This window comes from Ruegeria profundi (assembly GCF_001507545.1).
In the GTDB taxonomy this organism is placed as follows: domain Bacteria; phylum Pseudomonadota; class Alphaproteobacteria; order Rhodobacterales; family Rhodobacteraceae; genus Ruegeria; species Ruegeria profundi.
Genome location: NZ_LQBP01000014.1, coordinates 33,503 through 59,313 on the forward strand (window position 1 = coordinate 33,503; position 25,811 = coordinate 59,313).

The following is a 25,811-nucleotide window of genomic DNA, read 5'->3' on the forward strand; positions in this document are numbered from 1 at the left end:
GATCATCCGCGCGACCAACCAGTCTGTAAGTGCCCAAGAAAACATGCGCGTCTGTGGCGCGCAAAGGGCCAAGAGTCAAGGCGGTCAGATGTTCTTGAAATCCCCGTGCCGACCGGCCCCATCGCGGAAACGACCCGCCCCGGCCGTGCCTTCGCGACGGATCGCCTCAAGACCATTGGCCCATTCAACTTTGAGCGCATCCCGCACCGGCATACCGCGTGTCTCGATGATCGACCGGCGATCGGCCCGTACAGCCGCTTGCGGGAAACGGGCAATTTCACGGGCCATAGTCTCGGCAACCGCCCGAGCCTCTCCATGCGGTACAACCCTTTCGGCAAGACCGATGCGATAGCATTCATCTGCTTCAACCTTGCGCCCGGTCAGGGCGATCTCAAGCGCCTTGCCCTGTCCGACAAGCCGCGGCAAGCGAATCGTGCCGCCATCCATCAGTGTAATCCCCCAGCGGCGGCAATAAACGCCCAGATACGCCGTTTCCGCCATCACACGAATATCGCACCACAGGGCAAGCTCCATACCGCCCGCCACAGCGGCACCTTCAATTGCCCCGATCACCGGTTTGGACAACTCCAAACGAGACGGTCCCATCGGACCAAGCGTCGAGGGCGCAGACCCGATCGGGAAAGCATGTTTTTCAAAATAGGCCTCGCCCAGCTCTCTGTCTGCAAGAGTGGCCGCCAGTTTCAAATCCCAACCGGCACAAAAATTACCACCCTTGCCCCAGAATACGGCAACCTTGGCCGGGCTATGTTCAAACTCCAGAAATGCGGCGACCAGTGCTTTGGCGTGTTCTGTGTCTACAGCGTTGCGGGCTTGCGGACGGTCATGGATGATGGTCCAGACATCTTCGGTTTTTTCGATTGAGACAGTCATGCGGTTCCTCCCTCGGGTCTCAGGCCCCAAAGGAAACGCGTTTTGCCTCACCTGTCGCCCCTTACGCGGCGGAACTTAGTTGTTACGCTGCGCGCGCAGCTTGGCAAAGTAGTCCAGTCGTTTTTTCAACTCACGCTCAAATCCGCGTTCGACCGGTTGGTAGAGCTCGGGCCGCTCCATCCCGTCCGGGAAATAGTTCTGACCCGAAAACCCATCTTCGGCATCATGATCATACGCATAGCCCGCGCCATATCCCTGATCCTTCATCAACGAGGTCGGAGCATTCAGGATATGCTTTGGCGGCGGCTCGCTGCCCGACTGTTTGGCCAACCGCATCGCTGCTTTATACCCCACGTACCCACCGTTCGATTTTGGTGCCAACGCCAGATAAACAAGCGCCTGCGCCAGAGCGAGCTCACCCTCGGGGCTGCCAAGCCGCTCATAGGTTTGCCATGACTGCAGGCAGATCGCCTGTGCTTGCGGATCGGCCAGACCTATATCCTCAACCGCCATCCGGGTGATACGGCGCGCCAGATACCTTGGGTCCTCGCCCCCCGTCAGCATTCTTGCAAACCAGTACAGGGCGGCATCCGGATCAGACCCCCGTACTGATTTGTGAAGGGCTGAGATAAGGTTGTAATGCTCATCGCCGGATTTGTCGTATTTCGCCGCCCTGCGCATCAGTCGTGTCGACAGCGCGTCCGGGTCGAGGGCCGCATCGACCTTCCAGGCCGCGATCTGTTCAATCAGGTTCAAAAGCGCCCGCCCGTCGCCATCCGCCATTTCCTGCAGTGCCTCGCGCGCGGGGCCAGTCAATGGCAATGCGCGATCGAGCTCTTTCTCTGCCCGCTGCGTCAGGCGTTCCAGATCAGCAAGGCTTAGACGTTCCAGCACCAGAACCTGCGCCCGGCTGAGCAGCGCCGCGTTTAGCTCAAAAGACGGGTTTTCCGTCGTTGCCCCAACCAGCAGGATCGTCCCATCCTCCATATGCGGCAAGAACCCATCCTGCTGAGCCTTGTTAAAGCGGTGGATTTCATCCACGAACAACAGCGTTCCCTGCCCGTTCTGCCGCCGGATCTTGGCCGCCTCGAACACTTTCTTCAGGTCGGGTACACCAGTGAAAATGGCGCTGATCTGGACGAAATGCAGATCGGTTTCCTGCGCCAGCAGCCGCGCGATAGTGGTTTTACCCACGCCTGGCGGCCCCCAGAACACCAAGCTAGACAAACTGCCCGAAGCCAGCATCACCCCCAGCGGAGCATCCGGACCCAATACCTGCTCTTGCCCGATTACCTCGGAAAGCGACTTGGGTCGCAACCGATCCGCCAGCGGGCGATGGGCGGAAGATGCAGGCTCGGTCGCCCCGGTATCGAACAGATCACCCAAGGTTCTACAGCCGGAACCGCAGGGAAACGGAACGGCCCCCGCGCAGAAGATCAAAGACAAACCGACGACCGGGGTTGGTCAGCGCATCCACCACATCGCGGGGATTTTCGATTTGTACACCGTTGATACTGCTGATCACATCACCCACACGCAGGCCCGACCGGCCGCCATAGCGGCCAGCATCCACCACAACAACGCCGGTCTGCGACAAAAGCAGACCCATCTGGGCAATCACCGCCGGATTGATGCGCGCGACCGTCAGGCCCGGCATCACTGTCCGATCATCCAGCGCGGTTTCCTCAGCTGGTGGGGTCTCAGGCGCTTTGATCAAGGCAACTTCAACATCGGCCTGTTCATCACCGCGTAAACGGGTCACGACCGAGGTGCCACCAACCCCTGCCACGGACATTCGAAACTTCATCTCGGCGGGCGAGTTCACCTCATCCCCGTCTACATGGGTAACTACGTCACCCACCTGCAAACCCGCATCAGCCAAAGGGCTAAGCGGATGAAGGTCGGAAATTACCACGCCCTGCGGCATAACCAGACCTAGTGATTCCGCAATATCGGCGCTCATGTGCTGGCCGGCCATCCCAGCCCATGGGCTGACGAAACTGTCATTGCCCTGCTGCGCTTGTCGTAGGAACTCTGCCACCAGGTTCGCCGGAATGGCAAAACCGATCCCGTTAGAGCCACCAGAACGTGTCAGGATAGCGGTATTGATTCCAATCAGGTCGCCGTTCACGTCGATCAAGGCCCCTCCGGAGTTTCCCGGATTGATGGCCGCATCAGTCTGAATAAAGTAGCCGCGCGCATTCCCTGTGGCCGCGCCTGTTCGGGCAAGTCCTGAAATTATACCGGACGATACAGTCTGCCCAACCCCAAACGGGTTGCCAATGGCCAGCGCCAGTTCACCCACCTCAACATGGTCCGAGTCGCGCAGTTGCAGGAATGGCAGGTCTTTGGCCCCATCCAACCTGAGAATGGCGATATCGCTTTCCTTATCTCCCAGCACCACTTGCGCCGAATACTCTCTGCGATCCGTCGTCACCACGCGAATCTCGGTGGCTGATCCTACCACGTGGTAATTGGACACCACGTAGCCATCGGCGGACAGGATCACACCCGATCCAAGCGAGTTTTGAACCCGCGGGCGCGGCTCGCCAAACCCCCCGCCAAAGAAATCTTCAAAAAACGGGTCCGAGAAGAAGGGGTTCGCCCGGCCCCTCCTGACAATCTTGGCATAGATGTTGACGACCGCCGGCGACGCCTGCTTGACGACCGGCGCAAATCCTATGCTGATTTCGGCCTGCGATTGCGGAACGCGGGTGTCAGCGGACGCCATAGAAGCGCAGGCCAACAAAGAAGCAATAAGTGTCGCGCGGAACATAGTGACCTCCACCTACAGAGTTGTGATGGATATGCGCGTCCGTGAAAGGTAATGCAAGCATGGGGAGCGGGTTCGACACAGCGGCAATGCTGGCCGCGTGTGTTTTTTTGTAGCACCATCAGACTATCAGGTTTGGTAACGTCAGGGGTCCGGCCGACATATCATTTGAAAGAAGACGCTGGTCCACAACACAATCGCTTTCGATGGGTTGCCGCGATCAAATATAAATTTTTGTACGTGGAAAGGAAAAAGCCCCGCGTTTGGAACGCGGGGCCTGATCAGGAAAGCTTGGGCTTTCTTATTCTTCGTCTGCGGCCTCTTCGGCGGCAACGCGGGCTTTGTCCGCCGCGCCTTTGGCGTCGACGTCACGATCAACAAATTCGATGATCGCCATCGGAGCCATGTCACCATAGCGGAAGCCAGCCTTCAGGATTCGGACGTAACCACCCTGACGCTCGGCATAGCGGGGGCCCAGAACTTCGAACAGCTTGGCGACGTCTTTGTCTTCCTTAAGCTGTGCTGCGGCCTGACGGCGGGCGTGCAGGTCGCCGCGCTTGCCAAGAGTAACCAGCTTTTCGATGATCGGGCGCAGTTCTTTTGCCTTGGGCAGAGTTGTTTTGATTTGCTCATGCTCGATGAGCGAGCCAGCCATGTTCGCAAACAGAGCCTTGCGATGCTCATGAGTACGGTTCAGGCGGCGGTAACCACGTGCGTGACGCATTTTCTAGTTCCTTCTTTCGCGTTTTGCTTTGTCTGGCCGGCGATGCGTGTCACCGGCTCTCCTTGGGGCGGAAGTGCCCATACAGTCCCCGGACGCCCGGGCATTGGGGACGACGCGCTTAGAACGCGTCTTCGAATTTCTTCGCCAGATCTTCGATGTTGTCGGGCGGCCAATCCTCGACATCCATGCCAAGGTGCAGACCCATGCCGGACAGCACTTCTTTGATCTCGTTCAGCGATTTGCGGCCAAAGTTCGGGGTGCGCAGCATCTCGGCTTCGGTTTTCTGGATCAGATCGCCGATGTAGACGATATTGTCGTTCTTCAGACAGTTTGCCGAACGGACCGACAGTTCCAGCTCGTCCACTTTCTTCAGCAGCAGCGGGTTGAACTCCAGACCATCGTCTTCGTCCTGGCGACCAGCCGATTCCGGTTCGTCGAAGTTGACGAAGATCGACAGCTGGTCCTGCAGGATACGAGCGGCAAACGCCAGCGCGTCCTCAGGCGTGATCGACCCATCGGTGTCAATCTTCAGCGTCAGCTTGTCATAGTCCAGAACCTGACCTTCACGGGTTGGCTGAACGTCATAGGCAACCTTTTTGACCGGCGAATAGATCGCGTCGATCGGGATCAGTCCGATGGGCGCGTCTTCCGGCTTGTTCTTCTCGGCCGAGACATAACCCTTGCCAGTATTGACGGTCAGCTCCATGAACAGATCAGCGCCATCGTCCAGGTGGCAGATGACGTGATCGCGGTTCAGAACCTCGATACCGGCGCTTTCGCTGATGTCGCCAGCGGTGACAACAGCGGGGCCTTTGGCATTGATCGACAGGCGCTTGGGGCCTTCGACTTCCATGCGCAGCGCAACCTGCTTGAGGTTCAGGATGATGTCGGTGACGTCTTCACGAACGCCTGCGACCGACGAGAACTCGTGCAATACGTTATCGATCTGGACGCTGGTGATAGCCGCACCCTGCAGCGAGCTCATCAGAACGCGGCGCAGCGCGTTGCCCAGAGTCAGACCAAAGCCACGCTCCAGCGGTTCGGCAACCAAGGTTGCCTGGCGCGCAGGATCGTTGCCTGGCTTGCCTTCCAGCTGGGTCGGCTTGATCAATTCTGCCCAATTCTTGTGGATCATGTAATCCCTCCATTCCTGTCCGCGCCCCATGACCAACAAGGTGCAGACGCCCGAGGTTTAAAATGACGCGCTGGGGCCGTGCAAAAAACACAGCCCCAGCTCAATTCAAAATTCCTTACACGCGGCGGCGCTTAGGCGGACGGCAGCCGTTGTGGGCCATCGGCGTCACGTCGCGGATCGACGTGATGTTGAAGCCCACTGCAGCCAGTGCACGCAGAGCAGATTCACGGCCCGAACCGGGGCCCTGGACTTCGACTTCAAGCGTCTTTACGCCATGTTCCTGCGCCTTTTTACCCGCGTCTTCCGCAGCCATCTGAGCAGCGTAGGGCGTCGACTTCCGCGATCCCTTGAAACCCATGGTGCCAGCGGACGACCACGAGATGGCGTTGCCCTGCACATCCGAGATCAGGATCTTGGTGTTGTTGAAGGTCGAATTCACATGGGCAACGCCCGATGCGATGTTCTTACGCTCTTTACGCTTAACGCGTGTCTTGTCACGTGCCATCAGTCAGACCCTCCCTTATTTCTTCTTACCGGCAATGGCCTTTGCAGGGCCTTTGCGGGTACGTGCGTTGGTGTGGGTACGCTGACCGCGAACCGGCAGGTTGCGGCGGTGACGCAGACCGCGATAGCAGCCCAGGTCCATCAGGCGCTTGACGTTCATCTGAACTTCACGACGCAGGTCACCTTCGACGGTGTAGTTGGCATCGATATGTTCGCGGATGGCCAGAACTTCGGCATCCGACAGTTCATTGACGCGACGAGACGCTTCAATGCCTACGGCTTCGCAAATCGCTTTGGCCGAGGTGTTGCCGATACCGGTGATATATGTGAGGGCGATTGGTACCCGTTTGGCAGTCGGGATGTTTACGCCGGCAATACGTGCCACGTGTCACTTTCCTTTTTGTTGCGGTTCCGTAGCTCCAGAACCTTTTTTCACAACACTTGACCGTGGCAGTGAGGCCAGAGGGTCCAGCATTTGTACGAGGTCGTTAAAGCGCGCCGGACGAATCCCGCACGCAAACATGATTCCCATAGGGATGTGGGTCGATATGTACTTTTGAAGGGGCCGTCAAGCCCCAACACGCAGTCAGCCCAAAATCGCCTCGATTGAGGCGGTGACTTCTTCGATGCCGGCCAGTCCATTTACCGGACGCAGGTCGCCTTTGGCATAGTAATACCCAATCAACGGCGAGGTCTTTTTGTAGTATTCCATCAAACGCGTGCGCAGGCTGTCTTCGTTGTCGTCTGCGCGACGCCGGAAGTCATTTTCCTTACCGCAATTGATGCATTTACCATCAGCCGGAATTGGCTTGGTGATATCGTTGTAGACTTCACCACATCCGCCACATGTCGAGCGCGCCGTGATACGCTTAACCAGCGCCTCGTCGTCAACGCGCATCTCGATCACGGTATGCAGCGACTGACCCACTTTCGCGAGCAACGCCGCCAGCGCGTCAGCTTGTGCCAAGGTGCGCGGGAAGCCATCAAAGATAAAGCCAGCGCCGGTTTCCGAGGTCAGCTTCTCTTCGATCAGGCCGATCACGATTTCATCGGTGACAAGCTTGCCGGCGTCCATGATCGCCGCAACCTTCTGGCCCATCTCGGTGCCCGAGGTCTTAGCCTCACGCAACATGTCGCCGGTGCTCAACTGTACCATGCCGCGTGTTTCAACGAGGTGGCGCGCTTGCGTCCCTTTACCGGCGCCCGGGGGGCCAAGGAGAATGATATTCATCGACGAGCGGGTCCCTTCCTGCCGCGTTTCTTACCCTTGCCGCGCAGTTGAGACTTTTCAATCAGCCCTTCGTATTGATGCGCCAGCAGGTGGCTCTGAACCTGTTGGATCGTATCCATGGTCACAGAGACGATAATCAGAACAGAGGTACCGCCGAAATAGAACGGGATGGCAAACTGGTTCCGAAGGATTTCAGGCAACAGACAAACAGCTGCCAGATAGGCCGAGCCCAAAACCAGCACGCGGTTCACGACGTATTCCAGATACTCGGCGGTCTTCTTGCCCGGACGAATACCCGGTACAAAGCCGTTCTGTTTTTTCAGGTTATCCGCCACATCGTCGGGCTTGAATGACACGTTGAACGTGTAGAAGTAGGCGAAGAAAACGATCATTGTGGCAAAGAACAACAAATACAGCGGCTGTCCGGGGCCAAAGTTCGCCAACAGCCACGACATCACCGGCCCGCTGGTTGCTCCGGATGAGAAGGTTGAGATCGTAACTGGCAACAGCAGTAGCGAACTTGCAAAGATCGCTGGGATCACGCCTGCCGGGTTCACTTTGACCGGCAGATGGCTTGAACCACCCTCATACACCTTCATACCGGCTTGTCGGCGCGGATACTGAATGTGAATCTTTCGCAATGCCCGTTCCATGAACACGACAAAAGTGATCACGGCAATGACCATCACGATCACGCCAACGATCACGGCGGGGCTGATTGCACCGGACCGACCCGAGGCAAAGAACTGCGCCAATGCAGCCGGAACTTCGGCGATGATGCCCACAAAAATAATCAAGGAAATGCCGTTGCCGATGCCGCGCGCGGTGATCTGTTCGCCCAGCCACATCAGGAACATCGTACCACCGACCAGAGTGATCATGGTCGACATCCGGAAAAACAGGCCCGGATCCGTCGCAAGATCACCCGATTCCAACGAAACGGCCAGACCATAAGACTGCACGGTCGCCAACGCCACGGTGCCGAAACGGGTATATTGGTTGATTTTCTTGCGGCCCTGCTCGCCCTCTTTCTTGAGTTGTTCGAGCGCGGGAACCATCGAGGTCAGCAGTTGCACGATGATCGAGGCAGAAATGTAGGGCATGATGCCGAGAGCAAAAATACCCATCCGCCCCAGCGCCCCGCCGGTGAACATCGAAACCATGCCGCCGATGCCCTGCCCCGCCTGCTCCATAAACTCACGCAGGGCCTGACCGTCAATCCCAGGCACCGGAATAAAGGTGCCTAGACGATAGACGATCAACAAACCCAGCGTGAACAGGATGCGGTTGCGCAGATCGGTGGCTTTTCCCAGGGCAGACCAGCTTGTATTGGCTGCCATTTGTTCTGCTGCTGATACCATGAATCGGTCTCTCTTATGGAAACGCCGCCCGAAACCGTTTTCCGGCTCGGGCGGCGTTTGGGAAAACTCTGACGTCTATGTAAGCGGGTCTTGCCCCGCTCACAAGCGCTTACTCTGCCGCAGCGGCTTTTGTGACCGTCAGTGAACCGCCCGCTTTCTCAACCGCCTCAACAGCAGCTTTCGAAGCACCTGTCACTTCCAGGTTCAGTTTTGCACTGATTTCACCCTTGGCCAGAACGCGGACACCATCCAGTTTGCGGCGGACCAGACCAGACGCAACCAACGCGTCTTCAGTGATCGCAGCTGACGCATCCAGCTTACCGGCGTCGACGAATTTCTGGATCAGGCCAAGGTTGATAACGGCGAATGCCTTGCGGTTGGGCTTGTTGAAGCCACGCTTGGGCAGACGCTGATACAGCGGCATCTGGCCGCCTTCATAGCCGTTGATAGCCACACCCGAACGGGATTTCTGGCCTTTTATACCACGGCCACCCATTTTACCCTTGCCCGAGCCGGGACCACGGCCGACGCGTGTCCGTTTCGGTGCGGCGCCGGGATTGTCGCGCAATTCATGCAGTTTCATATCGCTTCTCCTAAGCCGGATATGACCCCGAAGCGTAATGGGTCAACCACGGCGTTTCTTGATTTCGATTCTTTGGGACCAAAGTCCACCGGAGGCGTATAAGCCCGCTTATCCCGGTTGGCAAGCCCGCAGGCACTTACCGCGCTATTCTTGGATGCCTGCCGCGCTTCCCTCATCCCCACCATGCGGCTGTATCGGTGCTGCGAGCGGATCGATTCCATGTTTTTCGACCAACTTGCCGATCAAGCTCTCGGGATCTGGCTTTCCACCGTACTTGGTTCGCATGATAGCCCGCATACGTCGGCCGTACAGATGGATCGAAACTGTGTCTTCGTGCATGAATTGGTCGACTCTTGCGCCCGGTCGGGCCAGGGCACGCCGGCGCGTGTAGTTCAAAGGGTAAAAAACGTGCTCAGGCAGCGCATACTTGATCTCACCTGTCTGCTTTAGCGCCCATGTGAACGCCTTTGGCCCCCAAGCGCCCCAATACACCTCGGGAACGTTCACTGGGGTCCCGTTTAGCAGCGCTTCTTCCAGCGGTTTGCGGTGGCGTGGGGGCATCCAGGGAAGAATACGATATGGGTCGCGGGTAAATTCAATCAGCTTACCCAGAGTCTCGCTATCCTGCGGCAAAGCAAGCACACCAATTGCCACCTCTCCTTCGAGATAACCGTAGTAGTGGCCGTTCGGCGTTGTGAAAGGTTTCAGACAATAGGCATCCGTATCCGCCCAGATCAAATCTGGCTCCTGCGCCAACATCCGGTATCGAAATTTATCCGAATGCGGCGCGGGGCTGCCGGTTCTGCTATGGGTGATGAATTCGGAAACGGGCAGAATTTCCCGCGCGTCCCTCTGCTCTACACCGTCTGGAATGTTCGTTACGTTGCCGTAGGTGTACAGGCGTACGCTTTGGCCGACATCCAGATAAGACTTGATGCAGACCTGTTCGAGAAAGCTCAGCGGTCCGTCGACCCACAGCATCCCTATCTGATATTCTCGCGCCATAAGAGTTTATTCCGTTGGATTGATGCACCTAAGCCGTTTCAATAGCATTTGCCTGATACGGCACGGCGTCACAATCCCGCTGGCGAAAAAATCCGTCTCCGTGACACGAGGGGCGCTGAATCCAAAAGAGACGCCAAATGGCGCCTCTGGATAAACGGCCGAGTTCGCAATTTACGAGCAGAACGTGTGATCGCGCGCGATGTCCTTTATGTCGCAGCGACGTACACCGATATCGTTCAACTCGCGATCTGTCAGACCCTGCAGCTCAGAGTATGTGCGGCTGTACTCCGCACGCAGCGCAAACGATTTCCTCACCTGCGCAACGAATTTGCTGAGGCTGGCAGCCACGCTGAAACCGCGACCAGAGGATGTTGCTGTATATGCCATTAGAGAGTCCTTTCCTGACCGGAGCGTATTCTCCGGGTTATTTCTGTTCCTTTATGGGGACAGCGGTCAGATAAGCGTGCCGGATACCGCCAACAACCTAAGTTTCGGTCTAGCCGCTATGCGCTAAGGGAATGGCCAGCGTGATATTTTCCATCCGACGATATGCACCTCAATTGATCCTGGGCACCCGGTTGAAAAGTGGCGTCCTCGGGTCCTGTTCAACTCGGTGGCTGACGTGCTGCAAACAAAAACGCCCCCGAACGGATCGGAGGCGTCTCTTTTGCTTCGAAAGGTTGGCGCTTAGCCGCGCTCTTCGATGATCTCAACCAGATGCGGGATCTTGTTGACCATGCCGCGAACCGAAGGAGTGTCTTCCAGCTCACGGGTCTTGTGCATCTTGTTCAAACCCAGACCGATCAGGGTCGCGCGCTGTTCAGCGGGGCGGCGAATCGGAGAACCGATCTGCTTGACGACGATTGTTTTTGCCATGACGTGCTCTCCTTACGCTTCAGCTTCAGCAGGCGCGTCGGCGGCAGGCGCTTCGTCCCGCTTGGGCAGGATGTCTGCAACCTTTTTACCACGACGTGCCGCAACCGAACGCGGGCTCTGCTCTTTCTGCAGGCCGTTGATGGTGGCGCGGATCATGTTGTACGGGTTCTGCGAGCCCAGCGACTTGGACACAACGTCCTTGACGCCCAGCATTTCGAACACAGCACGCATCGGACCACCGGCGATGATACCGGTACCTTCAGGCGCGGTGCGCATAACCACTTTACCGGCACCGTGACGGCCTGTCATGTCGTGGTGCAGGGTACGACCTTCGCGCAGTTGCACGCGAATCATCTGACGCTTGGCTTGTTCAGTTGCTTTACGGATGGCCTCAGGTACTTCTTTCGCTTTACCTTTGCCAAAGCCGACGCGGCCCTTCTGATCGCCGACAACCACCAGAGCGGCGAAGCCAAAGCGCTTACCACCTTTTACGGTTTTCGACACGCGGTTGATTGCGACCAGACGATCTGCAAATTCCGGTGTTTCTTCACGGTCGCGGCCACGGCCCCGACGGTTTTCACGTTCTGCCATTTGGCATCCCTTTTCTCATGTGGCGCATACGGCGCCGTTTCTTCAATCCAAGTGAGCCTCGACTGCCGTCGAGGCCCCCGGATCATCGGGGCGGACCGAAACCCGCCCTCAATCTTTGATATCGCGCATCTTGATCCGAAAACCGGTTCCCACTTTTCGGGATGCGCTTAGTCTTAGATCTTCAGACCACCGTCACGCGCAGCGTCGGCCAGAGCCTTCACCTTGCCGTGGAACAGGAAGCCGCCGCGATCGAAATAGGCCTCTTCGACGCCTGCCTTCTTTGCACGCTCGGCGATGGCCGCGCCCACTTTGGTGGCCGCTTCGATGTTGTTCTTGCCAACAACGCCCAGATCTTTTTCCAGGCTCGAGGCCGAAGCCAGGGTCACGCCACGCACATCGTCGATCAGCTGAACAGAAATGTTCTTGTTCGAACGATGCACGGACAGACGCGGGCGACCCGCGTTGACCTTGCGAAGTTTGTTCCGAACGCGCAGGCGGCGCTTCAGAAACAGGGTTCTTTTGCTGTTTGCCATTGTGTTCGTCCTTACTTCTTCTTGCCTTCCTTGCGGAAGATGAACTCGCCCTTATAGCGGATACCCTTGCCTTTGTACGGCTCGGGACGGCGCCAGTCGCGGATCTTGGCCGCAACTTCGCCAACCAGCTGCTGGTCGATACCTTCCACAACAACTTCGGTCTGCTTCGGTGCGGTGATTGTGACACCTTCCGGAGCAACGAAATCAACATCGTGGCTGTAGCCCAGGTTCAGCTTCAGGGTGTTGCCCTGCATCTGAGCCCGGTAACCAACACCCTGGATCTCCAGCTCTTTCTTGAAGCCGTTGGTCACGCCTTCAATCAGATTGGCAACCATGGTGCGGCTCATGCCCCACTGCTGGCGCGCCCGCTTGGACATGCCACGAGGGTTGATCTGCACGACGTTGTCTTCAACCGACAGCGTTACGTCGTCGGTCGCGGTGAAGCTGCGGGTGCCTTTCGGACCTTTGACTTCGATGGTCTGGCCGGACACAGAGGCGGTAACGCCGCTGGGCAGCTCGACCGGTTTTTTACCAATACGAGACATTGCAGACCTCCTTAGAAGACGGTGCAGAGCACTTCGCCGCCAACATTGTTGGAGCGAGCGTTTGCGTCCGACATCACACCTTTCGGAGTGCTGACAATCGACACACCCAGACCCTGACGGACCTGCGGGATGTCATTGACGCCCATGTAAACGCGACGACCGGGTTTTGAGACCCGCTTCAGCTCACGAATAACAGGGGTGCCTTCGTAGTATTTCAGGCTGATTTCGATGGCCGGATGACCGTTTTCACCGGTCGTCTTTTCATAGCCACGGATGTAGCCTTCGTCCGCCAGCACGTCCAGAACCCAACCGCGCAGCTTGGATGCCGGAGTGGAAACGGTGGACTTGCCGCGCATTTGCGCGTTGCGGATACGGGTGAGCATATCGCCGATAGGATCATTCATATCTATGTCTCCCTTACCAGCTCGATTTCACCATGCCGGGGATCTGACCAGCAGAACCCAGCTCGCGCAGCGCGATACGGCTGACCTTCAGCTTACGGTAGTAAGCGTGGGGACGACCGGTCAGCTGACAACGGTTGTGCAGACGGGTGGCCGAGCTGTTGCGCGGCAGTTTCGCCAGTTTCAGACGCGCCTTGAAACGCTCTTCCATCGGGCGGCTCTCGTCATTCGCGATTTCTTTCAGCTCGGCACGCTTTGCGGCATATTTGGCCACCAGGCGTTCGCGCTTTTTCTCGCGTTCGATCATTGCTTTCTTAGCCATGTCTCAATCCTCCCGGCGCTTATGCGTTGAACGGCATGTTGAATGCTTTCAACAGGCTTTTCGCTTCAGCGTCGGTTTTCGCTGTGGTGGCAATTACGATATCCAGGCCCCAGACCTCATCGACTTTGTCGAAATCGATTTCCGGGAACACGATGTGCTCTTTCATGCCCATGGCAAAGTTGCCCTGACCATCGAAAGACGGTTTCACACCGCGGAAGTCACGAACGCGCGGCAGCGCGATTGTGATCAGACGATCCAGGAATTCATACATCCGGTCGCCGCGCAGGGTCACTTTCGCGCCCAGCGGCATATCTTCACGGACGCGGAAACCCGCGATCGACTTCTTCGCCTTGGTTGCAACGGCCTGTTGACCGGCAATCGCAGTCAGATCCTCGACAGCAGCTTTTGCTTTCTTCGAATCTTTGACGGCTTCGGCACCACACCCAATGTTCAGAACGATTTTTTCCAGCTTGGGCAGCTGCATGTCGTTCTTGTAGCCGAACTCTTCTTTCAGAGCAGCACTGATGGTCTCGGCGTACTGAGCTTTCAGACGCGGGGTATAGGTTGCGGTATCAAGCATCGATCACGTCCCCCGTGGTCTTGGCGAAACGAACCTTCTTGTCACCTTCCATGCGGAAGCCAACGCGGGTTGCTTTGCCGTTTTTATCCAGCAGTGCCAGGTTCGACAGCTCGATCGGGTTTGCCTGAGGCAGGCGACCACCTTGCGACGTTTGCGACTGGCGAGTGTGGCGGATGGCAATGTTGATGCCTTCGACCACTGCTTTGCCGGCTTTCGGATCGACCGAGGAAATGGTTCCCTCTTTGCCCTTGTCCTTACCGGCCAGCACGACGACCTTGTCGCCTTTGCGGAGTTTAGCAGCCATGATTACAGCACCTCCGGAGCCAGCGAGATGATTTTCATGAAGTTCTTGCCGCGCAGTTCACGAACAACGGGGCCAAAGATACGGGTACCGATCGGCTCGTTGTTGTTGTTCAGAATAACGGCAGCGTTGCGATCGAAACGGATCGCGGTGCCGTCTTCACGACGGACTTCCTTGGCGGTGCGTACGACGACGGCCTTGCGGACGTCACCTTTCTTTACGCGGCCGCGGGGGATGGCTTCCTTCACCGAGACGACAATAACGTCGCCGACGGAGGCGTATTTACGCTTGGAACCACCCAGGACCTTGATGCACTGAACTCGGCGTGCGCCGGAGTTGTCAGCAACATCCAGATTGGTCTGCATCTGGATCATGTGGTTTCTCCCGACCTGTGGGGGCTGTTCTGTTTAGGTCCCCCAGGGTTTCGACAAATGGAAAAGTCCTGGTGGCTTACGCCTCCAGAACCTCCCAACGTTTCGTCTTCGATTTCGGTGCGCATTCGATGATGCGGACTGTGTCACCGACCTTGAAGGCGTTCTTTTCATCGTGAGCCCGGTATTTCTTGGACTTACGGATGGTTTTCTTCAGAACCGGATGCGTAAAGCGGCGCTCGACGGATACGGTTACTGTCTGTTCATTGGCGTCGCTGGTCACGGTGCCTTGCAGGATACGCTTGGGCATCTGATTACTCCTCGGATGCCGCAGCTGCGGCCTTTTCGTTCAGAATAGTTTTGACACGGGCAGCATTGCGGCGGGCCGCTTTGATACCAGCAGTGTTTTCCAGCTGACCGGTCGCCTGTTGAAAGCGCAGGTTAAAGCTTTCTTTCTTCAGGTTGGCCAGTTCCTCGCGGAGCTGGTCCGGGGTCTTGTCACGCAGTTCTTGGGCGTTCATCGCCTTTTTCCTTTGCTCAAAACACCAGAAGGCCCCCTTGCAGGGTCACCTTGGACCTGGTGGATGAATGATAGACATACGAATCGCCCGACAACGCCGGGAGACCGCAGGATGCCGCCGTATAAGGGTTTAGGGGGTGGGTGGCAAGAGGAAGTTTGAGCAATCCGTTGGGGAGAAACTCAACGTTCTCTTGGTCTGTCACATTTTTCGAGCGGATGAGCGAAGTTTAGATCTTCAAGAACTGCGTTAGCTATTTCATCTTCAGAGAAAAACACAGTTTTCGCGAGTTCATCTAGTGTCACGTTTCTGCGCTCATCTGCGAGATCGGGGTAGCGGTCAGGATCGAAGTTTGAAGGCGCTATGACTATTCCCACAAGATAAGCAGTCTCCCCAAGCGAAAGGTCGTCAATTTCCTTACCAAAATACACCAGGGCGGCGTCATTTGGCCGATAACAGCTTCGACCCCAGTAAAGTGTGTTTATGTACCAATTCATAGTCTCTTCACGGGACAGTGTTTTGGACACAGCAAATCCAGTGGCAAGTAACCCCATTTTTCCGACTTCTCTTACCGACCGAACTCGCTCAGAAGCCCTTAAAGTTGTTCTTGAGTATTGCGGCAGTTCAGTTCTTAAAAACTCTGGATCATAAAAACCGACCATCGCTTTTCGCAGAAGCTCCGGAACCGGGGCACGTCCAGTCGTGTCAGCCGTGTAGAGTTCAATTATTTCCTCCGAACTTGGCAGCCCTACGTCAGAAGGCTGACTGTAGCCAGAACTCGCAGCAACCAATGAGGTGAAAAAGACAGTTTTCGAGAACCAACGACCCATTCAAAAGCTCTAACTCAAGTTGTTTGCGAATACGTGCTCAAAAGATAGTCTCTTGACTTCGTTCCCATCAATCCCACTTATAATTAAAACTGACCGAAATCCGCTCTTCCTCGGCCATGTTCATCGGCACCTCGTGGCGCAGCCAGCTTTCCCATAGCAAGACATCCCCCACTTGCGGCTTCAAATAGATGAACGGCTGCAAATCCCGCCGCCCTCCTTTGAGGCGCGTCGGCGCGGCCATCATGCGGCCTGAGCGGGGGTCTTCCAGTTTCAGCGCACTCGCCCCTTCAGGCATCGCCACATAGGTCGTGCCCGAGATCACGCTGTGGGGATGCAGATGGCTGGAATGCATGCCGCCCTCGGGCAATATGTTGATCCACAAGTCCTCAAGCTTCAGCGCGCCCTCACCCAGATCGAACTCCAAATCCTTGGCAAAGGCCGCCACGTGCTGGTCCAATGCCGCTACCAGATCGGCAAAGATCGGGAACCGCCAAGGCAGATCAGTCAGCGAGGCGTAGCTGGTGTAGCCGGGATAGCCGTTCTCTTCGCACCATTCCTGTCCGGCTTCGTCATCCTCAGCGATGACAAGGCAAGAGCTTTCCAACTCTCCCGCGTCGATCGTCGGATCAAACTCGGACAAAGCTGCGAGGTAGAGACGGGTTACGAAGAGTGATTCAATCTTTGGCATAGAGACGTATTAGACCAACCGCCCGGCAATTTCGATAGGGAGTTTAGCGAGGCTCTGCCTCGCGCTCCGGGATATTTTTCGCCAGATGAAGACGAAGGCCCCTGCTTCATTTGGCTCGAAATATCCCGGGGGAGTTGCGGCTTGCCGCAGCGGGGGCAGAGCCCCCGAAAAGAAAACCCCGCCGGTTTCCCGGCGGGGGTCAATCTTGTCACGATGGAGGCCTAAGCCCCAATTCGGTTACCAGTCTTCGCGGACCACGACGCGGGTCTTGATCGGCAGCTTCATCGCGGCCAGGCGCAGGGCTTCGCGGGCGATGTCGTCATTGACGCCGTCGATTTCGAACATCACGCGGCCAGGCTTGACTTTGCATGCCCAACGGTCGACCGAACCCTTACCTTTACCCATACGAACTTCGATCGGCTTTGCAGTTACCGGAGTGTCGGGGAAGATGCGGATCCAGACGCGACCCTGACGCTTCATGTGGCGCGTCATGGCACGACGTGCAGCTTCGATCTGGCGTGCAGTTACACGCTCAGGCTCAAGAGCTTTCAGGCCGTAGGTGCCAAAGTTCAGATCAGAGCCGCCCTTGGCGAGACCCTTGATCCGGCCTTTGTGCATCTTGCGGAATTTAGTACGCTTTGGTTGAAGCATATCTTTCCCTCCTTAGCGACGACCGCCACCAGCACCACGAGGTGCAGGGCCGTCCTGGAGTTCCTGTGCTTTACGGTCACGTGCCTGCGGATCGTGCTCCATGATCTCACCTTTGAAGATCCAGACCTTGATCCCGATGATCCCGTAGGGGGTCATCGCTTCGGCATGTGCGTAATCGATGTCGGCACGCAGGGTGTGCAGAGGCACGCGGCCTTCGCGGTACCACTCGGTCCGTGCGATTTCAGCGCCGCCCAGACGACCAGCGACGTTCACCCGGATACCCAGGGCGCCCATGCGCATGGCGTTCTGAACCGACCGCTTCATTGCGCGACGGAACGAAACACGACGTTCCAGCTGCTGAGCGATGGACTCGGCAACCAGCTGCGCGTCAAGCTCGGGCTTGCGCACTTCGACGATGTTCAGGTGCAGTTCGCTGTCGGTCATGCGAGCAAGCTTTTTGCGCAGAACTTCGATGTCTGCACCTTTCTTACCGATGATGACACCGGGACGTGCGGTGTGGATCGTAACGCGGCACTTCTTGTGCGGACGTTCGATGATCACACGGGCAACACCGGCCTGCTTGCACTCTTTGTTGATGAACTCACGGATCCTGAGGTCTTCCAGCAGAAGATCACCGTAGTCCTTGGTGTCGGCGTACCAGCGGCTGTCCCAGGTGCGGTTGACCTGCAGGCGCATGCCGATCGGATTTACTTTATGACCCATTAGGCTTGCTCCTCAACTTGACGCACCTTGATGGTGATCTCCGAGAACGGCTTCATGATCTTGCCGAAACGGCCACGGGCACGCGGACGACCGCGCTTCATGACGAGGTTCTTGCCAACCCATGCTTCGGCGACGATCAGCTCGTCAACGTCCAGGTTGTGGTTGTTTTCGGCATTCGCGATTGCGGACTGCAGGCACTTCTTGACGTCCTGCGCGACACGCTTGTTGCTGAAAGTCAGGTCGGTCAGAGCCTTCTCAACTTTCTTGCCGCGGATCATTTGCGCAACCAGGTTCAGTTTCTGCGGGCTGGTGCGAAGCATACGGGTTTTCGCCATTGCTTCGTTTTCAGCCACGCGGCGGGGGTTCTTTTCCTTGCCCATGACTTACTTCCGCTTCGCTTTTTTGTCTGCGGCGTGGCCATAATAGGTCCGGGTCGGCGAGTATTCACCGAACTTCTGACCGATCATGTCTTCCGAGACGTTGACGGGGATATGTTTCTGGCCGTTGTACACACCAAAGGTCAGACCCACGAACTGGGGCAGAATGGTGGAACGACGCGACCAGATTTTGATGACTTCGTTACGGCCCGACTCGCGCGCTGCTTCGGCTTTTTTCAGCACGTAAGCATCGACGAAAGGACCCTTCCAAACAGAGCGAGACATGGATTAACGTCCCTTCTTCTTGGCGTGCCGCGAGCGGATGATCAGCTTCTGGGACGCTTTGTTCTTGTTACGGGTACGCTTACCCTTGGTGTCCTTACCCCACGGAGTAACCGGCGTACGGCCACCCGAGGTACGACCTTCACCACCACCGTGCGGGTGATCGATCGGGTTCATTGCAACACCACGAACCGACGGACGAACGCCCTTATGGCGCATACGGCCGGCTTTACCGAGGTTTTGGTTCGAGTTGTCGGGGTTGGACACGGCACCAACGGTGGCCATGCATTCCTGACGGACCATGCGAAGCTCGCCCGAGCTCAGACGGATCTGAGCGTAGCCGCCATCACGACCAACGAACTGAGCGTAAGTACCGGCCGCACGTGCGATCTGACCGCCCTTGCCAGGCTTCATCTCGATGTTGTGGACGATGGTACCGATAGGCATGCCCGAGAACGGCATTGCGTTGCCCGGCTTGATGTCGGCCTTGGCGGATGCCACGACTTTGTCACCAACAGCCAGACGCTGCGGAGCCAGGATATATGCCTGCTCGCCGTCTTCGTATTTTACCAGTGCGATGAATGCGGTCCGGTTCGGGTCATATTCGATCCGCTCGACGGTTGCCGCCACATCAAATTTGTTCCGTTTGAAGTCAACGATCCGGTAGAGACGCTTTGCGCCACCGCCGCGGCGGCGTGAAGTGATCCGTCCGGTGTTGTTCCGGCCGCCCGATTTGGTCAAACCCTCTGTGAGAGACTTGACCGGACGTCCTTTCCAAAGCTCCGAACGGTCGATCAGCACCAGCCCGCGCTGGCCCGGCGTCGTCGGCTTGTACGACTTGAGTGCCATGCTTTCTGTCTTCCGTTTAGCAAGTGCAGGGGTTTCCCTGCTATGTGATAGGCCCCCGTAGGTGCCAAGGGTATAGGGCCCCGAAGGTCCCCGGTTAGAAATATCAGAGGCCCCGGAACGAATCCGAGGCCGCAAGATTGGGAGCGTTTAGCAGTGTTGGGGGTGGGTGTCTATAGGGTTTCTCGCAATTTAAGATGGCGACTCAGGATACTCTTACTCACATTGAAGCGATACAGTTTCCGACACAGCCAGACCTTAACTAAACACATCGCTCAAAGGCACTATAGCGACAGCATGAATATCCAACAGATAGTCTACCTAGACCAAGGCCCTATTAGCCATCTCCGCCGATCGCAAAGCGGTTCTACTCTTTTTAGGGCGGCTATTGAGCGACTGGATAGTTGGGCAATCACGTTTTCTGACACGCACGTTCGCGAGATTCTCCGCAGCGATAGACCACTTGAGTTCATTGAGGCATTGGAGGGAATTGGAGCCTATTACTTGCCCCCTGTCACCAACCTGCCCAAGATTGAGATCCGGTCGACAGCTCTAAAAGCCAATATAGTACGAGAAGTCATTCCGGAAGAAATTGACTTTACCCTCAAGTCTCACTTGGCCAACGAAAAAATACTCAGGCTGCTAGCAGCTCTTCACATGGGTGCCGGATTTCTGGATATCGAAAATGAAAGAGAAGAAATTCTCCATTCGATTGATGGCTACATAGAAGCATTTCGCCAAGAAATGCACATAATTTGCGAGAACGAATTTGATCCAAGCGAGATTGTAGAAATGGTTCGCTCACAGTTTGAACCAATCAAAAATGAGATTAACGATCTGAGCATTAGCCAGTTGGACACTGAAGCCCGAAATTTTCATAGAGAATTCAAAAAACAAAAACCAAGGTCGCAAGCTGAACTGGATCAAATACCAGACGATGAAATTGCCGAGTATCTATTTTCCAAACTGCCAGACTCAGTTGGGATTGATAGTTTCTACCCACGAGAATTCGGGCGAGCCGAGATTGAAGCAGGTAGCATTTCGAGTTTTGCATTCCTTCTTTTTAGTCTGGGCGTAGCCGCGTTTGAAAGACCAAAGAAAGGCGGGCAAAGCCGCTATCTTGAAAGATTTATTAGTCAGTTTCGCGACTGCGAGCATATTGAAAACGCGAGCCGATGCCACGTGTTCTTAACTGGGGATTCGCGGGCAGCTCGCTTGGCACGAGCTACATACAGCTACGCGGGGCTACCGACAGAAGTACTCAAGCTCGAAGTTGCCAAATGAGACCGGCACCCCGTTCGGGAGATCGGGACTTCGCGACCTAGATCGCAGGACAGGGCCGAAGGCCGCCGCGCCAGCGACTGCCCGTCCCGGCGGGCTGGCGCTTTGAGGGCGTTTGCGTCTCGCTATGAGGTCGGATGGATATGGCACCATAAAGCGCACTTATCAGCCGTGGCGGCGCCATCCCACGGGCACTCGCTGGCGCGGCTTTGGATCAAACCAAACACATTTCCCGGCAACATTCATTGTTTCTTAAGTAGTCACGCACAAAGCTGTCCGAACAAAGCGCCCGACTGGTCCCCTATGGTGACAGACCACTTCCACAATGATCCGTATATGAGCCACTATTAGATGTTGGGAGTATTCCTTAGAGGAACCCTTTTGCTACTGGCAACTATCCTATTGCTTGCGACGTTTAGCATACTGGCGCTTGCTGCACTCTATTCGAAGAAATTCGGCACCTGCGTGCAACTACCCAGCGGGGCCAACCTCAGCTACGAAGCTTATGCAGATTTCAGCCGCCCATATTTTTTTCCCATGGCCGTACTCAGGCAAAGCGACGGCACCATCATTGGGCGCGATATTTTTCCGATACGCACAACTGAAACCGCTACCTATGGTACAGTTTGGCCTGACCACAACGGGCCAGCGCTTTTCACCTTTATCTGGCATAAGGATCACGGGTTGGTGCGCAGGGACCGGACACCAAAGTTGTTTGAACAACTCCAATCAGATTTGGGTGAAAAAACTCTTGGCGCACCACGGGACCTGAACGTGAACACGCTCTGGCTGATGACGCGTCTTCAAAACTTCGCCCATTTTCAAGGCACCGATTGCAAAGTGCGCCTGATTACATGGTGAGACCCGCGTTAAAAAAACCCCCGCTTTCGCGGGGGCCTTTATCTCTCTCCAAAGACGGGTCCGATCAGAGGCCAGTGGACACGTCGATGGTGTTACCCTCTTCGAGGGTCACATATGCTTTCTTGACGTCTTTCCGACGGTCAAGCTTCAGCCCAAAGACCTTCTACGGCACAGCGGCTCGGACTCCACCGCAACTCGTTGCTTGAGTTTGATATGGCCCAGCACCTCGCGAAAGGCGCGGTGTTTGGGTTTGCCTTCCAGATAATCCGCCAGTTTGAGCAGGTTAATCGGGTGTTTCGTAATCAGCGCCTCAATCCGCTGCACCGCATCGTCCAGCGCATAGTGATCCACGTACTGACAGGCCACCTGCGTGGGCGTCAGCAGGCAGTAATCCTGCGGGCGTTTCTCGGTGTATCGCGTGATATCAAAAGGCGACGCGCCGAGCGCGTGGAACTTCGGGATGTAGACGCGCATATCGGCGTGCGGCTGTTCCAACACCGTGCCGGAGATTTGGTGAAAACCCAGCGGACCAAGCTTGCCGACCACATGCTTTCGCATCGCCGGAGAAACCATGTCCACATCCGCGCGATCATATTTCAGATCATCGAAAACCGACAACAGACCCAGCTTTTCATCAGCAAGCTGAAAATAGGGTTCTGCGCTGAATGCTCGCATCTGCTCCAGAACCTGCGCACGCACAGTTTCAGTGTCTGAAACGAAATCGGCCTCGGCGGGTTGAACCGCCGAGGCCGTAAACAGTCGCAGTAAGCGTCGGATCAAAGACCGGTGCTCACGTCGATGGTGTTGCCCTCTTCCAGGGTCACATATGCTTTTTTGACGTCTTTCCGACGACCCAACTGGCCGCGGAACCGCTTGACCTTGCCTTTGGTCACAGTGGTGTTCACCGCTTTGACCTTCACACCAAACAGCGCCTCAACGGCCTCTTTGATCTGCGGCTTGTTGCTGTCGATCGCCACTTCAAAGACAACCGCGCCGTTCTCAGATGCCATGGTCGACTTTTCGGTGATGACCGGCTTGCGGATCACGTCGTAGTGTTCTGCCTTCGCGCTCATTTTAGACGAGCCTCCAGTGCTTCGACAGCCGCTTTGGTGAGCACCAGAGTGTCACGCTTGAGGATGTCATAGACGTTTGCGCCCATCGACGGCAGGATATCCAGACCTTCGATGTTCTTGGACGCTTTCAGGAAACCTTCGTTCACGGTCGCGCCGTCGATGACCAAGGCGCGTTTCCAGCCCAGGTTTGCAACCTGTTTGGCCAGAGCGGCGGTCTTGCCTTCGGCTTCGGCGTTCTCGATCACAACCAGTTCACCTGCCTTGGCTTTGGCCGACAGAGCGTGGCGCAGGCCCAGCTTGCGGAACTTCTTCGGCAGGTCGTGGCCGTGCGACCGCGGGGTCGGGCCCTTGTAGATACCACCCTTGCGGAAGATCGGCGCGTTGCGGTCACCGTGACGAGCGCCACCGGTGCCCTTCTGGCGATAGATCTTCTTGGTCGAGTAGCTGGTTTCCGAGCGGGTCTTCACCTTGTGGGTGCCGGCCTGCGCGTTGTTGCGCTGCCAACGGACCACACGGTGCAGGATGTCCGCGCGCGGCTCGAGACCGAACAGATCGGCGTTCAGCTCGATGTCGCCGGCTTTGCCGCCGTCCAGTTTGATTACATCAAGTTTCATGCTTCACCACCTTCCGCGGGAGCTTCTTCCGCAGGAGCTTCGGTCGCTTCAGTTGCAGCCGATTTCACAGCAGCCGGGAAAGGCAGGCCTTCCGGTGCTTTCTTCTTAACGGCGTCCTTGACGGTAACCCAGCCCGATTTCGGTCCGGGAACGGCGCCTTTGATGAAGACCAGACCACGGTCGGCGTCGGTTTTGACAACCTCCAGGTTCTGGGTGGTTACACGGGCAGCACCCATGTGACCGGCCATCTTCTTGCCTTTGAACACCTTGCCCGGGTCCTGACACTGACCCGTTGAGCCGTGCGAACGGTGGCTGATCGACACACCGTGCGAGGCGCGCAGACCACCGAAGTTCCAGCGCTTCATCGCACCGGCAAAGCCTTTACCGATCGAGGTACCCGAAACGTCAACTTTCTGACCTTCCAGGAAGTGTTCTGCCGAAATCTCGGCGCCCACATCGATCAGGCCATCTTCGGAGACGCGGAACTCGGCCAGCTTACGCTTAGGCTCGACCTTTGCAGCGGCGTAGTGACCGCGCATGGCTTTCGAGGTGCGTTTTGCCTTGGCAGCACCGGCGCCCAGCTGAACGGCAGTGTAGCCGTCTTTGTCAGCGGTCCGCTGTGCAACAACCTGCAGGTTGTCCAGGTGAAGAACGGTCACAGGAATCTGCTTGCCGTCTTCCATGAACAGGCGGGTCATGCCAACTTTTTTTGCGATAATACCAGAGCGCATAATCTATACCCTCCGATCTTACGACTGCAGCTTGATCTCGACATCCACACCAGCAGCGAGGTCGAGCTTCATCAGCGCGTCAACGGTCTGGGGGGTCGGATCAACGATGTCGAGCAGACGCTTGTGCGTACGGATCTCGAACTGGTCGCGGGATTTCTTGTCAACGTGAGGGCCACGGAGAACCGTGAACTTCTCGATCTTGTTCGGCAGGGGGATCGGGCCGCGCACGTTCGCGCCGGTCCGCTTGGCAGTGTTGACGATCTCTTGCGTGCTGGCATCCAGAACGCGATAGTCAAATGCCTTCAGCCGAATACGGATGTTTTGGCTTTGCATATTAACAGCCTTTTATCAGGCGTTGGAGTTGAGAGGAGGACAGACGCGCATCGCCAACCCTCATCGAACCCAAAAGGCGGGAATCACCCCGCCTTGATGTTCTTAGTGAGAACCCGCGCGTGATAGTGGTGTTGGTGCGGTTTGGCAAGGGGGAATTACCTGCCTTTTCTCAATCCAGCTGGATGATCAGTATATATGCAAGTAGCTAAACGAACGCGAGGTGAGAAATTGACAAAGTCGTTTTGGGATTTCTGGCTATTTTTGATACCCGGCGGCGTCCTGTCTTACATTATTTCCTTTTTGTCTCATGATCTTCTGGGCATACCTCAGGGAGTACCCTTCGCGCGCTTTGGCATAACCGGAACAATCGCGCAAATCTCGTTACTGCTGCTACCGTTTGCTATTAGCGCATCTTTGGCGGCAATATTCTATTTTCGACGTCACCGCAGATCAGAAACTGGTCAAGAAATTGTTAAATGCGCAAAGAAAATCGGCTTCACAATCTTCGCTTTGACCATTCTGTACTTCGTGCTGAGCGGAGCGTGGTTCGCCTTGGTGCAAGCACCTAATTTGATTATGATTGCAGCTGTGCTGTTTGCGCCATCTTTGTCAGCTGCGGCTGTATTTTGGATCGTGTTTTCAGCAACCCTTCGACTAATTACACGTTGGCGTAGCATCAGTTAAAAAAGGTGATACAAAAAGGCCGCCCTTTATGGGGCGGCCTTCTTTAGTCTTCTCCGAGTTGCTGCCGGCAGGTTTTCGGTTGTACAATCGCCTGCCGCAACCAGACGCGGCAGGCGCGCCTTACTCGATGATCTTCGACACAACGCCGGCGCCGACGGTGCGGCCGCCTTCGCGGATGGCGAAGCGGAGGCCCTGCTCCATCGCGATCGGTGCGATCAGCTCAACGCCGAACGACACGTTGTCGCCGGGCATGACCATCTCGGTGCCTTCGGCCAGGGTCACGGTGCCGGTCACGTCCGTGGTACGGAAGTAGAACTGAGGACGGTAGTTCGCGAAGAACGGCGTGTGACGACCGCCTTCTTCCTTGGTCAGGATATAGGCTTCGGCTTCGAACTTGGTGTGCGGGGTCACCGAGCCGGGCTTACACAGAACCTGGCCACGCTCAACACCGTCACGGTCAACACCGCGCAGCAGGGCGCCGATGTTGTCGCCTGCTTCACCGCGGTCCAGCAGCTTGCGGAACATCTCAACACCGGTGCAGGTGGTTTTCGAAGTGTCGCGGATGCCGACGATTTCGATCTCGTCGCCCACG

The 25,811-nt window shown here is 56.5% G+C and carries 39 protein-coding genes and 1 pseudogene; 3 read left to right on the forward strand and 37 right to left on the reverse strand.

Annotation, left to right across the window (positions count from 1 at the left end):
• Positions 1-84: 84 nt before the first annotated feature.
• The 30 genes from AVO44_RS19210 to rplB all read right to left on the reverse strand — a co-directional run bounded on the left by AVO44_RS19210 (position 85) and on the right by rplB (position 19,645).
• Complete coding sequence (locus AVO44_RS19210) at positions 85-891, reverse strand: crotonase/enoyl-CoA hydratase family protein (protein WP_068340714.1); 807 nt, start codon at positions 889-891, stop codon at positions 85-87.
• Positions 892-966: 75 nt separating this feature from the next.
• Positions 967-2,277, reverse strand: a complete 1,311-nt coding sequence (locus AVO44_RS19215; protein WP_068340715.1) for a replication-associated recombination protein A — start codon at positions 2,275-2,277, stop codon at positions 967-969.
• 4 nt (positions 2,278-2,281) lie between these two features.
• Entirely contained in the window at positions 2,282-3,667 is a 1,386-nt protein-coding gene (locus AVO44_RS19220) for a trypsin-like peptidase domain-containing protein (protein WP_068340716.1), read from the reverse strand.
• 298 nt (positions 3,668-3,965) lie between these two features.
• Complete coding sequence (rplQ, locus tag AVO44_RS19225) at positions 3,966-4,388, reverse strand: 50S ribosomal protein L17 (protein ID WP_039538314.1); 423 nt, start codon at positions 4,386-4,388, stop codon at positions 3,966-3,968.
• A gap of 118 nt (positions 4,389-4,506) precedes the next feature.
• Entirely contained in the window at positions 4,507-5,523 is a 1,017-nt protein-coding gene (locus tag AVO44_RS19230) for a DNA-directed RNA polymerase subunit alpha (RefSeq protein WP_068340717.1), read from the reverse strand.
• A gap of 115 nt (positions 5,524-5,638) precedes the next feature.
• Positions 5,639-6,028 (reverse strand): 30S ribosomal protein S11, encoded by a 390-nt coding sequence (gene rpsK, locus AVO44_RS19235; RefSeq protein WP_068340720.1) that lies wholly within the window; start codon positions 6,026-6,028, stop codon positions 5,639-5,641.
• Positions 6,029-6,043: 15 nt separating this feature from the next.
• The gene (gene rpsM, locus AVO44_RS19240) at positions 6,044-6,412 is read right to left on the reverse strand and encodes a 30S ribosomal protein S13 (protein ID WP_068340723.1); all 369 of its coding nucleotides are present in this window, start codon (positions 6,410-6,412) and stop codon (positions 6,044-6,046) included.
• 201 nt (positions 6,413-6,613) lie between these two features.
• A complete protein-coding gene (locus AVO44_RS19245) occupies positions 6,614-7,258 on the reverse strand; it encodes an adenylate kinase (RefSeq protein ID WP_068340725.1) in 645 nt (214 codons plus the stop codon).
• Entirely contained in the window at positions 7,255-8,619 is a 1,365-nt protein-coding gene (gene secY / locus AVO44_RS19250; RefSeq protein WP_068340727.1) for a preprotein translocase subunit SecY, read from the reverse strand. Before secY ends, AVO44_RS19245 begins: the two co-directional genes overlap by 4 nt.
• 109 nt (positions 8,620-8,728) lie before the next feature.
• A complete protein-coding gene (rplO, locus tag AVO44_RS19255) occupies positions 8,729-9,202 on the reverse strand; it encodes a 50S ribosomal protein L15 (protein WP_068340729.1) in 474 nt (157 codons plus the stop codon).
• Positions 9,203-9,346: 144 nt separating this feature from the next.
• On the reverse strand, positions 9,347-10,207 hold the full coding sequence (locus AVO44_RS19260; protein WP_068340731.1) for a hypothetical protein: 861 nt from the start codon (positions 10,205-10,207) through the stop codon (positions 9,347-9,349).
• A 171-nt stretch (positions 10,208-10,378) separates the two neighbouring features.
• Positions 10,379-10,594 (reverse strand): DUF1127 domain-containing protein, encoded by a 216-nt coding sequence (locus tag AVO44_RS19265; protein WP_068340734.1) that lies wholly within the window; start codon positions 10,592-10,594, stop codon positions 10,379-10,381.
• A gap of 300 nt (positions 10,595-10,894) precedes the next feature.
• Positions 10,895-11,083 carry a 50S ribosomal protein L30 gene (rpmD, locus tag AVO44_RS19270; protein ID WP_008757946.1) on the reverse strand — a complete coding sequence of 63 codons (189 nt, stop codon included), beginning with the start codon at positions 11,081-11,083 and terminating at the stop codon, positions 10,895-10,897.
• A gap of 12 nt (positions 11,084-11,095) precedes the next feature.
• Entirely contained in the window at positions 11,096-11,674 is a 579-nt protein-coding gene (gene rpsE, locus AVO44_RS19275) for a 30S ribosomal protein S5 (protein ID WP_068340735.1), read from the reverse strand.
• A 173-nt stretch (positions 11,675-11,847) separates the two neighbouring features.
• A complete protein-coding gene (gene rplR / locus AVO44_RS19280) occupies positions 11,848-12,207 on the reverse strand; it encodes a 50S ribosomal protein L18 (RefSeq protein WP_068340737.1) in 360 nt (119 codons plus the stop codon).
• An 11-nt stretch (positions 12,208-12,218) separates the two neighbouring features.
• A complete protein-coding gene (gene rplF / locus AVO44_RS19285; protein ID WP_068340739.1) occupies positions 12,219-12,752 on the reverse strand; it encodes a 50S ribosomal protein L6 in 534 nt (177 codons plus the stop codon).
• Between the two features lie 11 nt (positions 12,753-12,763).
• Positions 12,764-13,156, reverse strand: a complete 393-nt coding sequence (rpsH, locus tag AVO44_RS19290) for a 30S ribosomal protein S8 (protein ID WP_068340741.1) — start codon at positions 13,154-13,156, stop codon at positions 12,764-12,766.
• 13 nt (positions 13,157-13,169) lie between these two features.
• Positions 13,170-13,475, reverse strand: coding sequence for a 30S ribosomal protein S14 (gene rpsN / locus AVO44_RS19295; protein WP_068340744.1), 306 nt, complete (start codon positions 13,473-13,475; stop codon positions 13,170-13,172).
• Between the two features lie 19 nt (positions 13,476-13,494).
• Positions 13,495-14,055, reverse strand: a complete 561-nt coding sequence (gene rplE / locus AVO44_RS19300) for a 50S ribosomal protein L5 (protein ID WP_068340746.1) — start codon at positions 14,053-14,055, stop codon at positions 13,495-13,497.
• On the reverse strand, positions 14,048-14,359 hold the full coding sequence (rplX, locus tag AVO44_RS19305) for a 50S ribosomal protein L24 (RefSeq protein ID WP_068340764.1): 312 nt from the start codon (positions 14,357-14,359) through the stop codon (positions 14,048-14,050). Before rplX ends, rplE begins: the two co-directional genes overlap by 8 nt.
• A gap of 2 nt (positions 14,360-14,361) precedes the next feature.
• Entirely contained in the window at positions 14,362-14,730 is a 369-nt protein-coding gene (gene rplN / locus AVO44_RS19310) for a 50S ribosomal protein L14 (protein WP_068340767.1), read from the reverse strand.
• Between the two features lie 76 nt (positions 14,731-14,806).
• Positions 14,807-15,037 carry a 30S ribosomal protein S17 gene (rpsQ, locus tag AVO44_RS19315; protein ID WP_068340771.1) on the reverse strand — a complete coding sequence of 77 codons (231 nt, stop codon included), beginning with the start codon at positions 15,035-15,037 and terminating at the stop codon, positions 14,807-14,809.
• 4 nt (positions 15,038-15,041) lie between these two features.
• Positions 15,042-15,248 (reverse strand): 50S ribosomal protein L29, encoded by a 207-nt coding sequence (rpmC, locus tag AVO44_RS19320; RefSeq protein ID WP_010437082.1) that lies wholly within the window; start codon positions 15,246-15,248, stop codon positions 15,042-15,044.
• Between the two features lie 179 nt (positions 15,249-15,427).
• Entirely contained in the window at positions 15,428-16,075 is a 648-nt protein-coding gene (locus AVO44_RS20845; RefSeq protein WP_082677589.1) for a transglycosylase domain-containing protein, read from the reverse strand.
• A gap of 67 nt (positions 16,076-16,142) precedes the next feature.
• Positions 16,143-16,763: a 2OG-Fe(II) oxygenase family protein gene (locus AVO44_RS19330; protein ID WP_068340777.1), complete on the reverse strand. Its 621-nt coding sequence runs from the start codon at positions 16,761-16,763 to the stop codon at positions 16,143-16,145.
• A 237-nt stretch (positions 16,764-17,000) separates the two neighbouring features.
• A complete protein-coding gene (gene rplP, locus AVO44_RS19335) occupies positions 17,001-17,414 on the reverse strand; it encodes a 50S ribosomal protein L16 (protein WP_058283513.1) in 414 nt (137 codons plus the stop codon).
• 12 nt (positions 17,415-17,426) lie between these two features.
• Positions 17,427-18,137 (reverse strand): 30S ribosomal protein S3, encoded by a 711-nt coding sequence (rpsC, locus tag AVO44_RS19340; RefSeq protein ID WP_068340778.1) that lies wholly within the window; start codon positions 18,135-18,137, stop codon positions 17,427-17,429.
• Entirely contained in the window at positions 18,137-18,517 is a 381-nt protein-coding gene (gene rplV, locus AVO44_RS19345; RefSeq protein ID WP_039538267.1) for a 50S ribosomal protein L22, read from the reverse strand. The genes rpsC and rplV overlap by 1 nt, the downstream gene beginning before the upstream one ends.
• A 3-nt stretch (positions 18,518-18,520) precedes the next feature.
• Positions 18,521-18,799 (reverse strand): 30S ribosomal protein S19, encoded by a 279-nt coding sequence (gene rpsS / locus AVO44_RS19350; protein ID WP_005980699.1) that lies wholly within the window; start codon positions 18,797-18,799, stop codon positions 18,521-18,523.
• Between the two features lie 3 nt (positions 18,800-18,802).
• Positions 18,803-19,645, reverse strand: coding sequence for a 50S ribosomal protein L2 (rplB, locus tag AVO44_RS19355; RefSeq protein ID WP_008757664.1), 843 nt, complete (start codon positions 19,643-19,645; stop codon positions 18,803-18,805).
• Between the two features lie 294 nt (positions 19,646-19,939).
• On the opposite strand from rplB, the gene AVO44_RS19360 reads away from it, so the two are divergent.
• Positions 19,940-20,926 (forward strand): hypothetical protein, encoded by a 987-nt coding sequence (locus AVO44_RS19360; RefSeq protein ID WP_068340781.1) that lies wholly within the window; start codon positions 19,940-19,942, stop codon positions 20,924-20,926.
• Between the two features lie 378 nt (positions 20,927-21,304).
• The gene (locus AVO44_RS19365) at positions 21,305-21,784 is read left to right on the forward strand and encodes a hypothetical protein (protein ID WP_157770056.1); all 480 of its coding nucleotides are present in this window, start codon (positions 21,305-21,307) and stop codon (positions 21,782-21,784) included.
• A gap of 64 nt (positions 21,785-21,848) precedes the next feature.
• Here AVO44_RS19365 and AVO44_RS20940 read toward each other — a convergent pair.
• From AVO44_RS20940 to rpsJ, 6 genes and pseudogenes are all read right to left on the reverse strand, one after another.
• Positions 21,849-21,929 (reverse strand): annotated as a pseudogene (locus AVO44_RS20940) (50S ribosomal protein L23); the annotation flags it as partial.
• 2 nt (positions 21,930-21,931) lie between these two features.
• Positions 21,932-22,564, reverse strand: coding sequence for a hypothetical protein (locus tag AVO44_RS21390; RefSeq protein ID WP_068340787.1), 633 nt, complete (start codon positions 22,562-22,564; stop codon positions 21,932-21,934).
• A complete protein-coding gene (locus tag AVO44_RS19375) occupies positions 22,561-22,857 on the reverse strand; it encodes a 50S ribosomal protein L23 (RefSeq protein ID WP_010437040.1) in 297 nt (98 codons plus the stop codon). The genes AVO44_RS21390 and AVO44_RS19375 overlap by 4 nt, the downstream gene beginning before the upstream one ends.
• A complete protein-coding gene (rplD, locus tag AVO44_RS19380) occupies positions 22,854-23,471 on the reverse strand; it encodes a 50S ribosomal protein L4 (protein WP_068340788.1) in 618 nt (205 codons plus the stop codon). Before rplD ends, AVO44_RS19375 begins: the two co-directional genes overlap by 4 nt.
• A complete protein-coding gene (gene rplC / locus AVO44_RS19385) occupies positions 23,468-24,202 on the reverse strand; it encodes a 50S ribosomal protein L3 (protein WP_068340789.1) in 735 nt (244 codons plus the stop codon). Before rplC ends, rplD begins: the two co-directional genes overlap by 4 nt.
• 18 nt (positions 24,203-24,220) lie before the next feature.
• The gene (gene rpsJ / locus AVO44_RS19390) at positions 24,221-24,535 is read right to left on the reverse strand and encodes a 30S ribosomal protein S10 (RefSeq protein WP_008756422.1); all 315 of its coding nucleotides are present in this window, start codon (positions 24,533-24,535) and stop codon (positions 24,221-24,223) included.
• A 228-nt stretch (positions 24,536-24,763) separates the two neighbouring features.
• On the opposite strand from rpsJ, the gene AVO44_RS19395 reads away from it, so the two are divergent.
• Entirely contained in the window at positions 24,764-25,219 is a 456-nt protein-coding gene (locus AVO44_RS19395; protein WP_068340790.1) for a hypothetical protein, read from the forward strand.
• A 120-nt stretch (positions 25,220-25,339) separates the two neighbouring features.
• Here the strand turns inward: AVO44_RS19395 and AVO44_RS19400 are convergent.
• Positions 25,340-25,811 (reverse strand): EF-Tu C-terminal domain-related protein (locus AVO44_RS19400; RefSeq protein ID WP_267885776.1); only part of this gene is annotated, 472 nt, incomplete at its 5' end.

Bases quoted from the DNA above. Each gene is read 5' to 3' on its own strand.
- AVO44_RS19210 (WP_068340714.1), bottom strand. From the start codon at position 891: ATGACTGTCTCAATCGAAAAAACCGAAGATGTCTGGACCATCATCCAT.
- AVO44_RS19220 (WP_068340716.1), bottom strand. From the start codon at position 3,667: ATGTTCCGCGCGACACTTATTGCTTCTTTGTTGGCCTGCGCTTCTATG.
- rplQ (WP_039538314.1), bottom strand. From the start codon at position 4,388: ATGCGTCACGCACGTGGTTACCGCCGCCTGAACCGTACTCATGAGCAT.
- AVO44_RS19230 (WP_068340717.1), bottom strand. From the start codon at position 5,523: ATGATCCACAAGAATTGGGCAGAATTGATCAAGCCGACCCAGCTGGAA.
- rpsK (WP_068340720.1), bottom strand. From the start codon at position 6,028: ATGGCACGTGACAAGACACGCGTTAAGCGTAAAGAGCGTAAGAACATC.
- AVO44_RS19245 (WP_068340725.1), bottom strand. From the start codon at position 7,258: ATGAATATCATTCTCCTTGGCCCCCCGGGCGCCGGTAAAGGGACGCAA.
- secY (WP_068340727.1), bottom strand. From the start codon at position 8,619: ATGGTATCAGCAGCAGAACAAATGGCAGCCAATACAAGCTGGTCTGCC.
- rplO (WP_068340729.1), bottom strand. From the start codon at position 9,202: ATGAAACTGCATGAATTGCGCGACAATCCCGGCGCCGCACCGAAACGG.
- AVO44_RS19260 (WP_068340731.1), bottom strand. From the start codon at position 10,207: ATGGCGCGAGAATATCAGATAGGGATGCTGTGGGTCGACGGACCGCTG.
- AVO44_RS19265 (WP_068340734.1), bottom strand. From the start codon at position 10,594: ATGGCATATACAGCAACATCCTCTGGTCGCGGTTTCAGCGTGGCTGCC.
- rpmD (WP_008757946.1), bottom strand. From the start codon at position 11,083: ATGGCAAAAACAATCGTCGTCAAGCAGATCGGTTCTCCGATTCGCCGC.
- rpsE (WP_068340735.1), bottom strand. From the start codon at position 11,674: ATGGCAGAACGTGAAAACCGTCGGGGCCGTGGCCGCGACCGTGAAGAA.
- rplR (WP_068340737.1), bottom strand. From the start codon at position 12,207: ATGGCAAACAGCAAAAGAACCCTGTTTCTGAAGCGCCGCCTGCGCGTT.
- rplF (WP_068340739.1), bottom strand. From the start codon at position 12,752: ATGTCTCGTATTGGTAAAAAACCGGTCGAGCTGCCCAGCGGCGTTACC.
- rpsH (WP_068340741.1), bottom strand. From the start codon at position 13,156: ATGAATGATCCTATCGGCGATATGCTCACCCGTATCCGCAACGCGCAA.
- rpsN (WP_068340744.1), bottom strand. From the start codon at position 13,475: ATGGCTAAGAAAGCAATGATCGAACGCGAGAAAAAGCGCGAACGCCTG.
- rplE (WP_068340746.1), bottom strand. From the start codon at position 14,055: ATGCTTGATACCGCAACCTATACCCCGCGTCTGAAAGCTCAGTACGCC.
- rplX (WP_068340764.1), bottom strand. From the start codon at position 14,359: ATGGCTGCTAAACTCCGCAAAGGCGACAAGGTCGTCGTGCTGGCCGGT.
- rplN (WP_068340767.1), bottom strand. From the start codon at position 14,730: ATGATCCAGATGCAGACCAATCTGGATGTTGCTGACAACTCCGGCGCA.
- rpsQ (WP_068340771.1), bottom strand. From the start codon at position 15,037: ATGCCCAAGCGTATCCTGCAAGGCACCGTGACCAGCGACGCCAATGAA.
- rpmC (WP_010437082.1), bottom strand. From the start codon at position 15,248: ATGAACGCCCAAGAACTGCGTGACAAGACCCCGGACCAGCTCCGCGAG.
- AVO44_RS20845 (WP_082677589.1), bottom strand. From the start codon at position 16,075: ATGGGTCGTTGGTTCTCGAAAACTGTCTTTTTCACCTCATTGGTTGCT.
- AVO44_RS19330 (WP_068340777.1), bottom strand. From the start codon at position 16,763: ATGCCAAAGATTGAATCACTCTTCGTAACCCGTCTCTACCTCGCAGCT.
- rplP (WP_058283513.1), bottom strand. From the start codon at position 17,414: ATGCTTCAACCAAAGCGTACTAAATTCCGCAAGATGCACAAAGGCCGG.
- rpsC (WP_068340778.1), bottom strand. From the start codon at position 18,137: ATGGGTCATAAAGTAAATCCGATCGGCATGCGCCTGCAGGTCAACCGC.
- rplV (WP_039538267.1), bottom strand. From the start codon at position 18,517: ATGGGCAAGGAAAAGAACCCCCGCCGCGTGGCTGAAAACGAAGCAATG.
- rpsS (WP_005980699.1), bottom strand. From the start codon at position 18,799: ATGTCTCGCTCTGTTTGGAAGGGTCCTTTCGTCGATGCTTACGTGCTG.
- rplB (WP_008757664.1), bottom strand. From the start codon at position 19,645: ATGGCACTCAAGTCGTACAAGCCGACGACGCCGGGCCAGCGCGGGCTG.
- AVO44_RS19360 (WP_068340781.1), top strand. From the start codon at position 19,940: ATGAATATCCAACAGATAGTCTACCTAGACCAAGGCCCTATTAGCCAT.
- AVO44_RS19375 (WP_010437040.1), bottom strand. From the start codon at position 22,857: ATGAGCGCGAAGGCAGAACACTACGACGTGATCCGCAAGCCGGTCATC.
- rplD (WP_068340788.1), bottom strand. From the start codon at position 23,471: ATGAAACTTGATGTAATCAAACTGGACGGCGGCAAAGCCGGCGACATC.
- rplC (WP_068340789.1), bottom strand. From the start codon at position 24,202: ATGCGCTCTGGTATTATCGCAAAAAAAGTTGGCATGACCCGCCTGTTC.
- rpsJ (WP_008756422.1), bottom strand. From the start codon at position 24,535: ATGCAAAGCCAAAACATCCGTATTCGGCTGAAGGCATTTGACTATCGC.